This window comes from Spirulina major PCC 6313 (assembly GCF_001890765.1).
In the GTDB taxonomy this organism is placed as follows: Bacteria; Cyanobacteriota; Cyanobacteriia; order Cyanobacteriales; family Spirulinaceae; genus Spirulina; species Spirulina major.
In genome coordinates this window covers 4543307-4557566 of the sequence record NZ_KV878783.1, presented here as the reverse complement: position 1 = coordinate 4557566, position 14260 = coordinate 4543307, and the positions used below count along the sequence as shown (strand labels likewise).

Genomic DNA, 14260 nt, shown 5'->3' with positions numbered 1-14260 from the left:
CCTGAAGTCATGGGGGCGGCGGATCATCCCCCATCACCCGACCCCAGAGGTGCTGCCCAAAGGCGCGATCGCTGGGTTGAGGTGCGGTGTAAAGGGTGTCGTGATAGAGCAGGAGTCCCGGCGGCAGAGATGCGATCGCCCCTGGCTTGAACCCCGCCATAAAACCATTCAACGGAACAACGGTTTGACCCTGAAAGAGGGGATATTCGGGGAAACTTTCGGGCAGCACCGTATACAGCCGCTGCTGGGGGTGTGCGTCGAGCCAGTTCCCCACCCGCTCCAAGGCATGGGCGAGGGGTAAATTGCCCCGCGTTAACTGTTCAATGCGGTTGAGTTGGAACACCGAGGGCCAATGCTGTTCTCCCTGTTGGGTGGGGATTAGGGGGTAGGCTTCGCGAAACAGGAGCGTGGTGATCGAAGAGATGGACGCGGTAATCAAGATCAGCGAGGTGAACAGCGCCACCCCCCGCTGCATGATCTGGGGGCGGTCAAGCTGCCACCATTGCACCACCAGCGGTACGGCGAACACCGCCCCGGCAATGAAATAGCGACCCCGCCACGGGTCGTATTGGGAGGTGAGGGCTTGGGTGGCGAGGAAGATCAGGAAACTGAGGGACAGGGGCAGGAACGATCGCTGCGATCGCATCCATGCCAACCCAAGGGCCGGAACAATCAACAGGCCCAACACCCCCCAATAGGACACATCTTCCTGGGCAAGGGGTTGATCGAGGAGGAAGGGCGATCGCGCCCACTGGGTTTGGTCAATCGGTAGTCCCACCTGCTGAAAGGGGAACAGGAACAGGCGTTGTGACCCAGAATGGATCGAGTGAATCCACCCCCAGGCCGGGAGACCATCAAGGGAAATCAGTTGCGAGCCGTAGCGCACCATGTTGATCAAGCCGAGGTGCAGCCGTTGGGGGAGGGAAATGTCAGGGAGGGAATGTTCGGTGTAGACGAGTTCCGGGCCGATGGGGTCGCCGAACTGGTGGAGGTTTTGGGCATAGCCTGCGGTCGCGAAGACAATCAGCAGCACGCCCAATAAAACGGCGCAAAATGTCCAGAGGAAGGGGCGACGCAGCGATCGCCCCTGATACCACAGGAGCAAGAATACCAAGGCGGGGCCGTAGAGCAAGGCCGAGCTTTTCATCCCCAGAGCCAGACCAAAACAGAGGGCCGTGGGTAGAGCATACCGGAGGGTCGGGCGTTGAACCCACCGGAGGCCAAAGAACACCGCCCCGGCCAACAATCCCCCCATTAATAACTCCACTTGGGTGGTGGTCATTTGCAAGTTGACAATGGTTAGGTTCAAAAAGACACCACCGGCGAGGAGGGCGGGCAGGATGCGATCGCTCAACTGCAACGCAATCCCCATAATCGCCACCGCGCCCCCCACACCGCCTAAATATTGAACCAAATTCACCGACTGTTCCCAGCCCAACAGCATCCAAGCGGCAATGTTCAAATACGCCCCATAGACCGGATGGGTAATTTGGGCCCAATAGTTGGCATCAAAAAAATCAGTGCTTTGGTGTTGGATGTAGTAGAGGGCGCGGGGCAGGAGATAGGCGGCACTATCAACGTTGTACGGATAGAGGATGGTGCAGAGGATCAGGTTTAGCCCCAGGATCGCAGCGGTGGTGAGGAGAAAGAGTTTTTCAGCGGGGCGGGCGGGGTGGGTGGCATGGCGAAGGGGGGTGATGCTGGGGGGATGATTGCGCCAATAATGCCAAAGGGCGATCGCACTCCCCACGCCGATCACCCCCCCACCGAACCGCCACAGGGTCGGATCACCTAAGCGATGGGCGCGATCCAGAAGAATCCCCACGAGGACGATCGCGCCACACCATCCCGTCAGCAGGATCACGATGGGTTCAATGAGGTGGGTGATCAGGGTTTCGTGGGGGCGGTGTTCCATGGAATTGCCAACAAGGGATAGAGATGCGAATTTTCTCACCCTAGTCTAGCGAGGGAGGATCACGGGTTGGGGTGGCGGCTGCGATCGCACCACGACGGATCGCCGGGGAATATTTGGGATACAGTTAAGGCTGAAAGCCTGATGATATCGGCTTTTTTTTTGCTCTGTTTATCGTCATTTTTTGCCCCATGTGTCGTTTATTGGCGTATCTTGGCCCTCCCCTGCAACTGGATCGCATTGTGATTAAACCGCCCCATTCCCTTGTGGTGCAAAGCTATGCCCCCCAAGAAATGCAGGAGGCCCTACTCAACGCCGACGGCTTTGGGTTGGGGTGGTATCACAGCGATCGCGCCGAATTGCCCTATCTCTACAAAAACACCTGCCCGATCTGGAATGATGTGAATTTGCCCCATTTGACGCGCTATGTGGAAACGCGCTGCATGGTGGGGTATGTGCGCAGTGCCACGCCGGGTTTGGCGGTGGATTTGGGCAATTGCCAGCCGTTTAGTAAGGGGCATTTACTGTTTAGTCATAACGGCTATATTGACCAGTTTCGCCATACCTTGCGCCGCCCGATTCGGAATTTGCTCAGTGAAAAGGCGGATGAATGGGTGCAGGGGAGTACGGATTCAGAATATCTCTATGCGTTGGTGCTGACCTATTTGGCCCAAATGCCTTTAGAGGAGGCGATCGCAGCGGCTCTGCATCAAATCGGGGACTTGGCGCGATCGCCCTTTTGCAAATTTACCGCCACCACGATCGCCAGCACGGGCGATCGCCTCATCGCCTGTCGCTACGCTAATTTTGACATCCTGCCAACCCTCTACTGGCTCCAAAATGATCCCCACTATCCGGAGGCGGTGATTTTGGCCTCTGAACCGTTATTTGCAGGCAATTGGCAGCCCTGCCCGCCCCAAAGTCGTCTCATTGTGGAACCAAGTCTTGATGTCACCATTACCCCCCTTTGATCCTGCCCTTTTCACATCGGAAGGCGATCGCGCTGCCCTCCGTACCGTCCTCCGTCACCATTGGGCCGCCTGCCGCGATCGCACCCTCGCCCTGTTCGACCGGATCACCGCCTCCCACTTTTGCCCCCAACTGCATTCGGACTACAGCCCGCTGGGGTGGCATTTGGGGCATCTTGGCTGGACGGAAGAACTGTGGATTTTGCAGCAGTGCGCTGGGGAAAAGCCCCTCGATCCCACCCTCAATCGTCTTTTTGCGGCGGATAGTTTACCCAAGGCCGAACGGCAAAATTTACCCGATCGGGGCTGGATTTTAGACTATCTGGCGGAGGTGCGATCGCGAGTGTTGGCCTATCTCGATCGCGCTCCGGTAGACCAACAAGTCCGGCTCTGGGTGTGGCTTTTGCAGCACGAAAGCCAGCATAACGAAACCGTGGCCTTTCTCCATCGTCTCGCCACCGGTTTACCCCCGCTTCCGGCGACCGCCTTACCCAGTCCCGACTTTGACAGCGTGATCATTCCCGCCGGAACGGTGGTGGTGGGGTGCGATCGCATCGAAACCCAGGATAATGAACGACCGGCCCAACGGGTTTGGGTGGATGGGTTTGAATGCGATCGCTTCCCCGTCACCCAGGGCCAATATCACGAGTTCATCGCCGCCGACGGCTACCAAAACCCCGACCATTGGAGCGCGGCCGGTTGGCAATGGCGCACCACCCACGCCATCACCCAACCCCTCCATTGGCAACCCGACCCCACCGGGCAGCACCACCCCGTCTGCGGCATCAGCTACTACGAAGCCGAAGCCTATGCCCATTTTGTCGGCAAACGTCTACCCACGGAATGGGAATGGGAAAAAGCCGCCGGGAGCAATGGCAGCGGCGAAACCCTCTGGCCCTATCCTTGGGGCGAAGATCCCCCCCAACCCCACCACAGCAATTTTGACACCCAGATCGGCCACACCACCGCCGTCAATGCCTACCCCCAAGGCCAAAGCAAAACGGGCTGCTGGGATTTATTGGGCAATGTCTGGGAATGGACGGCGACCCCTTTCGCGCCCTATCCAGGATTTGAGGCCTATCCCTATCGGGGCTATTCGGCGGCCTATTTTGATGGGCAACATCAGGTAATGCGCGGCGGCAGTTGGGCGACGCGACCCTGGGGGCTGCGCAATAGTTTTCGCAATTGGTATCAGCCTTGGGTGCGGGAAATTTTTGTGGGGGTGCGGTTGGTGCGATCGCTCTAACCCCCTCATTCTCTCGTTATCTCGTGACTTGGCTCCGCCTTCATTCCAACCCAGGCAGGATAAAATTTAACGGTATTGCGATCGCGTTCCCCACTATGCGTCATTGTCTGAATCCCGCCTGTCTCCACCCCTCTAATCCTGAAAGCCATCAATTTTGTGTCAAGTGTGGCCAAAAACTCCTTCTCCGTGAGCGGTACTGGGCTAAAAAAATTATCGGTCAGGGTGGGTTCGGGCGAACCTTTCTCGCGGTCGATGAAGATAAACCCTCGAAACCGTTTTGTGTCATTAAGCAGTTGTTACCCCAAGCGCAAGGAACGGCCAGCCTTGGCAAAGCAGCGGAATTATTCGCCCAAGAAGCAGAACAATTAGAACAATTGGGGCATCATCCGCAAATTCCCGAATTGTTGGCCTATTTTACGGACGAGGGCCAACAGTATTTAGTGCAAGAGTTCGTCAATGGTAAAACGCTAGATCAAGAATTAGCAGAAAATGGTGTCTTTTCTGAGCCACAAATTCGGGAATTACTGATTGATGTATTGGGGATTTTAGATTTTGTACATGGCAAAAATGTGATTCACCGTGATGTTAAGCCAGATAATATCATTCGGAAATCATCGGATCAAAAATTAGTTTTAGTTGATTTTGGCGCAGCAAAAGTATTAAAGCAAGTTCAGCGCACAGTGACAGGAACAATCATTGGTGCACCGGAATATTGCGCCCCAGAGCAAGCAATGGGCAAGGCTAAGTTTATCAGTGATCTCTATAGTTTAGGGGTAACGTGTTTGCATTTACTGACGCAGATGAGTCCCTTTGATTTGTACGATTCTGATGAAATGGAATGGGCTTGGCGTGATTTTCTTAATGGAAATGCAGTCAGTGATGAACTGGGTCAAATTTTAGATCATTTAATCCAGCAAGCTCCAAAGAGGCGATCGCAATCTGCCCAAGCGGTACTGCAAGATTTACAACCATCTGCTGTTCGTTCACCACAAACGCCTCAAACGAGTTCATCTCTGCCTAAAACCCAAACTCGGCCTGCCTCACTTCGGGTTCCGAAACGCTATCAACGGTTGGCGGAGTTGCTCAAGGCGGGGGATTGGCGGAACGCGGATCAAGAAACAGTCAAGCAAATATTGGCAGTGGCGAACCGCACCGAGGAAGGCTGGCTTGATATTGACAATATTAAAAAGTTCCCTTGTGAGGATTTACGCGCCATTGATCAGCTTTGGGTGAATTACAGCCAAGGGCGTTTTGGGTTTAGCATCCAGAAGCGGATTTATCAAACGTTGGGCGGAACCAGGCAGTATGATGAACAGGTCTGGAAAGCGTTCGGGGATGCGGTGGGCTGGCGAAAGAGGCAATCTTGGTTGTCCTACAAAGACTTAACGTTCAACACCCAAGCACCGGAGGGACACCTCCCAGGGTTGTGTGTGGGAGGGGAGTGGTGGGTTTGGTGGAGAGGGTTTTGGGGAGGATCGAAAGAGATTGGTTCTTCTTTTGCGTCAAGACTTGCAGATTGTAATATCTAAGGGTTACAGGGATTTTTTGAGAATCATTGACCCGTCGATAAGCTCAGCCCTCGATTGTCTTTGAGCCGAAAGTATCTTTTAGATGTCCTAAACCTTGTGACTGCAATAATTCCAAGGTTTTGCGCTTGGTTCATTGTGGGTCAGAGGCTCAGTCGCGAGGATCGCAACGAGATCGGCTAGGCTAGAGCGAGAATGTGGGGAACCGACGATGACCGCACCGCTTACCATTGGCATGATCAGCAGTTACGGGGGCTTGACCCAACGGGATTGGCTCTGGTCCCAAACCCCCCACCCCTGCGGCCGGTGGGGCAAGATCCAAATCCTCGCCCCGGCTCAGAATCCGGATTATCTGCTGCTTTATAATTTTCACGATTTTCCCACCGAACCCACCCCGATTCCCCTGGGGCAACGCTGGCGGCGCAGTGTTCGCGCCCAACGACAAGCCCAAGTAGAACGGAATGCCCAGGTGCGCGATCGCCTTGCTCAACTGCCCAAAGAGCGGATTATTTCCCTCGTCCGTGAACCGCCTTTCCCGGAAAAAGAGCGCGATCGCCGCACCGCCTACGCCCAAGCCCAGCACTATTGCGGCTATGTGTCCGGCCCCGATGATTGGGCCCCAACCCCAGAGCCGATGCCCGCCATTTGGTACTATAATCGCGGTTTTCGGGAACTGGACAGCCTCGGCCCACCGGAAAAAACTGAACGCTGCTGCTGGATTACCTCCGGGATCAACCGCACCCAATGCCACCGCGATCGCCTCGCCTTTCTCAAACTCCTGCGCGACACCGAAACCCCCTTTGATCTCTATGGGCGCGGTCTTCCGGCCTGGGCCCAAGGTCGCGGCGAATTGGTGAACAAAGCCAACGCCCTCGGCCCCTACTATTACAATCTCGCCATTGAAAACTACGCCGATAATGATTGGTATGTGAGTGAAAAGCTGTGGGATGCGCTGCTGGGCTGGTGTTTGCCGATTTATCATGGTGGCTCGGCGGCCGATCGCCTCCTGCCCCCAGGGAGTTTTTTGCGCTTGCCCAGTTTAGATGCGGCGGGGGCGGCCTATCTTCGGGAGGTTACGTCTACTCTTGATGCCTGGCACGAGGCTCAGGAGGCGATCGCTGAAGCTCGCCAAATCATTCTCCATCAACTTAATCTCGTCCATTGGCTCTCAGAATTTGTCAACGCCTAGATCGCTGACGCGATCGCCCCCTGTTTGTAAATCCTCGTAATAATTATCCGGATTGACAGGGCAATTGAGCATAGGGTATGACAGTACCTTTGTGAACAAACGTGGTGGCGATGAACTGGAAACAAATTATGATCCGTTGGCGTTGGATCAGTCTCGCGATTCTAAGCTGTGGGGTGATTCTGGGCTGTAGTGGCCCCCAAACCTTGGTGATGGGAACCTCGGCGGACTATCCCCCCTATGAGTTTAAGGATCAAGGGGGTGAAATTGTCGGTTTTGATGTGGATATTGCCACAGCGATCGCTGAAGAGTTGAACTACGACCTAGAAATTCGTGATATGGATTTTGATACCCTGATTGATGCCCTCGAAGCGGAAGAGGTGGATTTTGTGATGGCGGGGATGAGTCCGACGGCGGAACGTCTAGAGCGGGTGGACTTTACCCAGCGTTATTACGAAAATGAAAGTGTGATTGTGGCGATGGGGAGCAATCCGATCGCAACGGTAGATGAGTTGCAGGGCAAGACCATCGGTGCTCAGGAAAAAACGATTCAAGCGGAAGCTGTGGCGGCGATGGAGGGAATCACCTTAGTGCCGATGGCGAAGGTGGGGGAATTGATCCAGGGCTTGAAGGCAAAAACCGTGGATGCGATCGTAGTGGAGCGCAATGTGGCGGAAAAATATACCGCCTCAAATCCGGATCTGGTTTTGGGGGATCGGGTTCCCACGGAGACGGCGGGGAGTGCGATCGCGTTCCCGAAAGGCTCTCCCTACACCGAGAAGTTTGATACAGTCCTTCAGGAAATGAAGGACAATGGTGAGATTAAAGCCCTCGTTCAAAAATGGTTTGATTAAGAAGGCTGTTGTATTCTTCTGAAAATATCGTTTGAAGTGGTTTACACGCTGGACTCTCCAGCCCCCTGAGAGTATTTCCCTCCGCATCCTGTTAGTCCTCCCCTTTGTGATTCAAATTATGGTGGCGGTGGGACTAACCGGATGGCTCTCTGTGCGCAATGGTCAGCGAGCGGTGAATGATGTGACGGGGCAATTGCGGAGCGAGGTGACGGCTCGGATTCAGCAACAACTTCAGGAGTATATTACCCGACCGGAAACGGTGAATCAACTCAACGCTAACACGGTGCAAGTGGGGTTTTGGGATGGCCAGGGGCAAAATTGGGACCCCTTACTCGCCACCTTTAAGCAACAAATGACCTTGTTTCCGGAGTTGAGTACGCTGCAATTTGGGAGTGTGGCGGGGGATTTAATCAGCGTCAAACGGTTGGCCGATGGCACGATTCAGGGCTGGGTACAACTCCAAAACCCGCCGTTCCTGCGTCAGTTGCAGTGGGATCAGGCGGGGGAGCTTCAGGCAGTGCCTCAGACCGAGGCGCGGCTGATCGATGTGCGCGAACAACTCTGGTTTCAGGAAGCGATCGCCGCCGATCGCCCCACCTGGGGCAACATCTACACCCGCATCGAAACCCAATCCCTCGCCCACCCCCTCAGTCAACCCATCGATGGCCCTGATGGTGAGCCGATCGGAGTGTTTAGTGCTGAATTACAACTCGCATCCCTGGGGAATTTTTTGAAAACCCTGGAGATTAGCGCATCGGGTCAGGCCTTCATCATGGAGCGATCGGGGCTGTTGGTGGCCAGTTCCACCCTCGATCAACCGTTTTTGATGACCTACGGGACAACCTTGCGGATTAAAGCGATCAATAGTAGCGATCGCCTCCTCTCCGAAACCGCCACCCACCTCCAAACACGCTATCCTGACCTCACCACCCTCGACCGCCCCCAACAACTCGAATTCTTCCTCGACAACGAACGGCAATTCATCCAAGTCACCCCCCTCGGTGATGATCAAGGTCTCGACTGGTTGATCATTGTCGTCGTCCCCGAAGCCGACTTCATGGAACGCATCCATGCAAACACGCGCACCACCCTGCAACTCTGCGCCCTAGCCCTGATCTGCTCCATTTTTCTCGGTCTGCTCACCTCCCGCTGGATCACCCGCCCGATCACCCGCTTGATCACCGCCAGTCAAGCGATCGCCGCTGGCAAACTCGATCAAACCGTCCGCCATGGTCGCATCACCGAAATTCAACTCCTGGCCCAGGCCTTCAACGCCATGTCCAGCCAACTCACCGAATCCTTCACCCTCCTTGAACAGCAAGTCCAACGCCGCACCGCCAAACTGGCCGAAGCCGAAGTCGAATTACGGGGCATCTTCGCCGCCATGACCGAACTCGTCTTCATCACCGATGCCGACGGACGCTACCTCAAAATTCCCTCCACCAACCCCGCCCTCCTGATCCAACCCGCCGAAACCATGATCGGCAAAACCAACCATGATCTCTTTCCCCCTGAACAAGCCGATGAGTTTTTAGGCTATATCCAAACCGCCCTCGCCAACACCGTCAGTATCACCACAGAATACAAAGTTTTCATGCCCCAAACCCAGTGCGAACTGTGGTTTGCTGCCACCATTTCCGCCATCACCGACACCACCGTGCTCTGGGTTGCCCGCGACATCACCCAACGTAAAACCCTCGAACAAGACCTCTATCGCTCCCAACAATTCCTCAACACCATCGTTAAAAATATTCCCCTCGCCATCTTTGTCAAAGATGCAAAAAATGACTTTCGTTATGTACTCTGGAATCCCGGTGCTGAAAAACTCTACGGGTTGAAAGCCACAGAAACATTAGGATTTAATAGTTATGATTTAGAAACCCCAGAAATTGCCGAACAATTTACCACAGAAGATCAAAAGATCATCGCCTCTGGAGAAACCATTATTCATGAACATGAGGTCATTCGTGATCACTATCGGGATATTCTTCGACAGCGTTTAATTAAACTGCCATTACGGGATAAACATGGTGATATTCGGTATATTCTCTGTATTGCCGAAGATATTACCGAGCGGGAAAAGGCCGCAGAAACCCTGCGCAAAAACGAAGCAGAATTTCGCCACCTCATTCAAAATGTAAGTTCGACGATTATCCGCTGGAAACCCGACGGGACGTTACTCTTTATTAATCGTCGTGGTTGTGAATTTTTTGGCTATTCTGAAGCGGAAATTATTGGCAAAAATATTATGGGAACGATTATCGCCCCCCAAGATCAAGCGGGTAATGATTTACGCGAGATGTTAGCCGAAATTGTGCGTAATCCCAATCAAAATCGAGTCCATGAGAATGAGAATATTCGCAGCGATGGGCAGCGATTATGGGTGACTTGGGCGAATCAACCAATTTATGATGAACAGGGTGAATTAGTGGAAATTCTTTCGGTGGCGACGGATACGACGGAGCGACGCTTAGCCGAAGAATCTTTGCGGGCTGAACAACATCGCTCGGAACAATTACTGCTCAATATTCTGCCCCATACGATCGCCCAACGGTTGAAACGATCAACGGGGTTGGTGGCGGAACAGTTTAGCGAAGTGACATTGTTGTTTGCGGATATTGTGGGGTTTACTCATTTATCCTCGACCCTTTCTGCGACGGAGTTGGTGGATTTATTAAACCGGATTTTTTCGTTATTTGATAAGTTGGCGGATTGGCATCATTTGGAGAAGATTAAGACGATTGGCGATGCCTATATGGTGGTGGGGGGCTTGCCGATTTTCTTTGAAGATCATGCCAGTGCGATCGCAGACTTTGCCCTCAATATTCAAGAAGCGATTAGTAGTTTCACTTATCCTGACGGTGAACCGATTAACCTGCGGATTGGGATTCATACCGGGCCGGTGGTGGCAGGGGTAATCGGGATTCGCAAGTTTAGCTATGATCTTTGGGGCGATACGGTGAATATTGCCTCGCGGATGGAATCCCAAGGGATGCCAGGACGGATTCAACTCACCGCGACCACCTACGCAAAAATCGCCGATCAGTTCGACTGTGAAGAACGCGGCACGATCGATGTGCGCGGGCGGGGCGACATGAAAACCTATTGGTTGTTGGGCCATAAAAATCCGGAGGATGGGGGTTAGGGGCTTCAGTTTTGATTCCAAATCTGGGTGAATACCGCTCAAACGTGAAGACTGAGCAGTGAGCTAGAAGCTCGCACGAGGATCAATGTCATGGTAGTGTGAGCCTCTGGCTCACTCACACAATGGGAAATTAAATTTCCACTGTCTGCGTTGGAGTCATGGCTTCAGATTGCGGCTCCATTGTCCATCACCATAGTCCATCACCATACATTACGAAATTTAAAGCGATCGCTGCTCCATCCCCCCGCGATCGCCCTACCAAACTCAAGGCTTCATCCATTTCGCCACAAAATCTCTTGAATCAGCCCGGATATCCTTTGCTAAAGTGAGGGGTTAAAATAACGTGACTCTCTTGCTCCCCTAGATTTCGCCATGGCTCTTATTGTTCAAAAATATGGTGGTACGTCCGTCGGGACAGTGGAACGCATCCAAGCCGTAGCCCAACGGATTCAGCGCACTGTCAACGCCGGTCATCAAGTGGTGGTGGTTGTCTCCGCCATGGGCAAAACCACCGATACCCTCCTGGGTTTAGCCAACGACATCACCCCCAACCCCAGTCGCCGCGAGCTGGATATGTTGCTCTCGACGGGGGAGCAAGTGACGATCGCCCTCCTCAGTATGGCGTTGCAGGCCTTGGGGCAAGAGGCGATTTCCCTCACCGGGGCACAGGTGGGCATTGTCACGGAATCCGACCATAGCCGCGCCCGCATTTTAGAAATTAAAACCGATCGCCTCCGCCGTCACCTCAACGAAGGCAAAGTGATCGTCGTGGCAGGGTTCCAAGGCATCACCCGCAGCACGGATTTAGAAATTACCACCCTGGGCCGGGGCGGTTCGGATACCTCGGCGGTGGCTCTCGCGGCATCCCTCCAGGCCAGCCAATGCGAAATTTATACCGATGTGCCGGGAATTCTCACCACTGACCCGCGCCTCGTGCCCACGGCGCGATTGATGCCGGAAATCACCAGCGATGAAATGCTGGAATTGGCGAGTTTGGGGGCGAAGGTGCTCCATCCGAGGGCGGTGGAAATTGCCCGCAACTATGGGATTCCCCTCGTGGTGCTGTCCAGTTGGACGGATGAGCCGGGGACGCGGGTGGTGTCGCCGCTGCCCCAGGCGCGATCGCTCCACAATCTTGAAATTACCAAAGCCGTTGATGCGGTGGAATTCGACACCGATCAGGCCAAAGTCGCCCTCTTGCGCGTCCCCGATCGCCCCGGCATTGCAGCGAAACTCTTCGGCGAAATCGCCCGCCAAAACGTCGATGTGGATTTAATCATCCAGTCGATCCACGAGGGCAACACCAACGATATCGCCTTTACCGTCGTGCAAGGCTTGCTCACCCCTGCCGAAGCCGTGGCCGATGCGATCGCCCCCGTCCTCCGCGACCATCACCCCAGCGATGCCGCCGAAGTCCTCGTTCAGCGCGACATTGCGAAAATTTCCATCGTTGGGGCGGGCATGATTGGCCGCCCTGGGATTGCCGCGACGATGTTCAAAACCCTCGCCGATGCTGGGGTGAATATTGACATGATCTCCACCTCGGAGGTGAAGGTGAGTTGTGTGATTGGGGCGCAGGATTGCGATCGCGCGATCGCCGCCCTCTGCGACAGCTTCGAGATCAGCACCTCCACCCTCCAACAAAGCCTCACCCATCCCGCCTCCGTCGCTGACCTCCCCCCTGTGCGCGGCGTTGCCCTCGATCGCTCCCAAGCCCAACTCGCCATCCGCCACATCCCCGACCACCCCGGCATGGCCGCCCACATCTTCAGCCTCCTCGCCGCCGAATCGATCAGCGTGGACATGATCATCCAATCCCAACGCTGCCGGATCATCAACAACACCCCCACCCGCGACATCGCCTGCACCGTCGCCGCCGCCGATGTGGAACGGGCCCGCGCCGTCCTGATGCCCATGGTCTCCACCTGGGACGCGGGGGAAGTAGCGATCGATACCGATGTGGCCAAAGTCAGCATCGTCGGTGCGGGCATGCAGGGCCATCCCGGCATCGCCGCCAAAATGTTCGCCGCCCTCGCCGCGCAACAGTTCAACATCAAAATGATCGCCACCTCAGAAATCAAAATCAGTTGCGTCGTCGCCGCCGCTGAAGGGGTCGCCGCCCTCAACGCGATCCACGAGGTCTTTGAACTGAGCAGCGATACCCGCATCGAAGTCCCCGCCTAACCACTTAAAGTTGCAATCTCGATAAAGCTTTTAAGTGATTATTTGTTACTTTTTTTAACGAGAGGAGTTTTTTTAAGGCACTATATGGAAAACGGTTCTACTCAAGTGCCCATCCTGTATTATGTCTACCGCTCGTCAAGTCATCGCTCTCTTGAAGAGTCATATACAAGGTGAAGAGCAGCAGTTTTTTACTGTTGCAATGCAGGTTGCTGCCCATGAGGCCCGTCAAGGACATGGAAAAGTTGCTGAGGAGATTCGGAATTTAGTCGATCAAGCGAAAGACCAAAGATCTCGGTTTGTCAACAAGCAAGGTGGGCCAGTCCCTCTAATCCAGCCGAAGGGCGATTTACTTAACCTGCTGTCTGCCCGATATTCGGATTTGCGTCTAGCGGACATGGTACTTTCTGAGAAATTGTATGAAAGGTTGATGAGGGTTGTAACTGAACAAGCAAACTCAACCCTCTTGAAAGAACATAATCTGAACCCTCGTCGTAAGCTGCTTTTGGTAGGGGCACCGGGAACAGGTAAATCGATGACAGCCGCAGCAATCGCTGGAGAACTGAAGCTCCCTCTCTTTACAGTGCTGTATGAGGGACTGTTCACAAGGTTCATGGGTGAAACAGCAACTCAACTAAAGCTGATCTTTGAGGCAATGTCGTCTACTCGCGGGGTTTATTTCTTCGATGAGTTTGATGCGCTTGGATCACAGCGTTCTAGCAAAAACGATGTTGGTGAGATTCGACGTGTTTTAAACTCTTTTTTGCAATTTTTGGAGAATGATGATAGCGATAGTTTAATTATTGCTGCAACCAATCATCCTGATCTTCTAGATAAGGCTTTATATAGACGCTTTGATGATGTAATTCAATACGATTTGCCTAGTCCTGAAGTTACAAAAAAATTGGTTCAATCGCGTCTTATAACCTTTCGGTTGGACTGGAAAATTTGGGATGACATTCTGGCATCCGCAGCAGGTTTAAGTCAGGCCGAAATTATTCGAGCGAGTATGGAAGTCGCAAAGAACGCAGTTCTAGAAAAGAGGAAAACGATTTTGGAAGAAGAGCTAATTGCATCAATTGTAGAGCGTAAATCGATGACTGACTGGTAAATCAACTTATTACTTGGATTTAAAAAATCGACCTTTCCCTTAGCTATGTCCGAATCGCCGCGTGACTTGTCTCATCTGAGGCTTCCTCATCATCCCTCTATTACAAGTAGACAAGCTTATACGTAAGTAGG

The 14260-nt window shown here is 53.7% G+C and carries 9 protein-coding genes; 8 read left to right on the top strand and 1 reads right to left on the bottom strand.

Annotation, left to right across the window (positions count from 1 at the left end; translation table 11 throughout):
- Positions 1 to 7: 7 nt before the first annotated feature.
- Positions 8 to 1915, bottom strand: coding sequence for an ArnT family glycosyltransferase (locus SPI6313_RS20190; RefSeq protein WP_072622609.1), 1908 nt, complete (start codon positions 1913 to 1915; stop codon positions 8 to 10).
- A gap of 188 nt (positions 1916 to 2103) precedes the next feature.
- Here SPI6313_RS20190 and egtC point away from each other — a divergent pair, with 188 nt between their 5' ends.
- The 8 genes from egtC to SPI6313_RS20150 all read left to right on the top strand — a co-directional run bounded on the left by egtC (position 2104) and on the right by SPI6313_RS20150 (position 14129).
- Positions 2104 to 2883, top strand: coding sequence for an ergothioneine biosynthesis protein EgtC (gene egtC, locus SPI6313_RS20185; protein ID WP_072622608.1), 780 nt, complete (start codon positions 2104 to 2106; stop codon positions 2881 to 2883).
- Positions 2861 to 4126: an SUMF1/EgtB/PvdO family nonheme iron enzyme gene (locus SPI6313_RS20180; protein WP_072622607.1), complete on the top strand. Its 1266-nt coding sequence runs from the start codon at positions 2861 to 2863 to the stop codon at positions 4124 to 4126. The genes egtC and SPI6313_RS20180 overlap by 23 nt, the downstream gene beginning before the upstream one ends.
- A 95-nt stretch (positions 4127 to 4221) precedes the next feature.
- Positions 4222 to 5655, top strand: a complete 1434-nt coding sequence (locus SPI6313_RS20175) for a serine/threonine-protein kinase (RefSeq protein ID WP_072622606.1) — start codon at positions 4222 to 4224, stop codon at positions 5653 to 5655.
- A gap of 208 nt (positions 5656 to 5863) precedes the next feature.
- Positions 5864 to 6841: a glycosyltransferase family 10 domain-containing protein gene (locus tag SPI6313_RS20170; protein ID WP_072622605.1), complete on the top strand. Its 978-nt coding sequence runs from the start codon at positions 5864 to 5866 to the stop codon at positions 6839 to 6841.
- A gap of 110 nt (positions 6842 to 6951) precedes the next feature.
- Positions 6952 to 7692 (top strand): transporter substrate-binding domain-containing protein, encoded by a 741-nt coding sequence (locus SPI6313_RS20165; RefSeq protein ID WP_245788914.1) that lies wholly within the window; start codon positions 6952 to 6954, stop codon positions 7690 to 7692.
- Between the two features lie 31 nt (positions 7693 to 7723).
- Complete coding sequence (locus SPI6313_RS20160) at positions 7724 to 10837, top strand: adenylate/guanylate cyclase domain-containing protein (protein WP_072622604.1); 3114 nt, start codon at positions 7724 to 7726, stop codon at positions 10835 to 10837.
- 372 nt (positions 10838 to 11209) lie between these two features.
- Positions 11210 to 13021: an aspartate kinase gene (locus SPI6313_RS20155; protein ID WP_072622603.1), complete on the top strand. Its 1812-nt coding sequence runs from the start codon at positions 11210 to 11212 to the stop codon at positions 13019 to 13021.
- Between the two features lie 121 nt (positions 13022 to 13142).
- On the top strand, positions 13143 to 14129 hold the full coding sequence (locus SPI6313_RS20150) for an AAA family ATPase (protein ID WP_072622602.1): 987 nt from the start codon (positions 13143 to 13145) through the stop codon (positions 14127 to 14129).
- Positions 14130 to 14260 lie beyond the last annotated feature (131 nt).

Coding starts and splice junctions, on each gene's coding strand:
- SPI6313_RS20180 (WP_072622607.1), top strand. CDS start 2,861: ATGTCACCATTACCCCCCTTTGATCCTGCCCTTTTCACATCGGAAGGC.
- egtC (WP_072622608.1), top strand. CDS start 2,104: ATGTGTCGTTTATTGGCGTATCTTGGCCCTCCCCTGCAACTGGATCGC.
- SPI6313_RS20175 (WP_072622606.1), top strand. CDS start 4,222: ATGCGTCATTGTCTGAATCCCGCCTGTCTCCACCCCTCTAATCCTGAA.
- SPI6313_RS20165 (WP_245788914.1), top strand. CDS start 6,952: ATGAACTGGAAACAAATTATGATCCGTTGGCGTTGGATCAGTCTCGCG.
- SPI6313_RS20170 (WP_072622605.1), top strand. CDS start 5,864: ATGACCGCACCGCTTACCATTGGCATGATCAGCAGTTACGGGGGCTTG.
- SPI6313_RS20190 (WP_072622609.1), bottom strand. CDS start 1,915: ATGGAACACCGCCCCCACGAAACCCTGATCACCCACCTCATTGAACCC.
- SPI6313_RS20155 (WP_072622603.1), top strand. CDS start 11,210: ATGGCTCTTATTGTTCAAAAATATGGTGGTACGTCCGTCGGGACAGTG.
- SPI6313_RS20150 (WP_072622602.1), top strand. CDS start 13,143: ATGTCTACCGCTCGTCAAGTCATCGCTCTCTTGAAGAGTCATATACAA.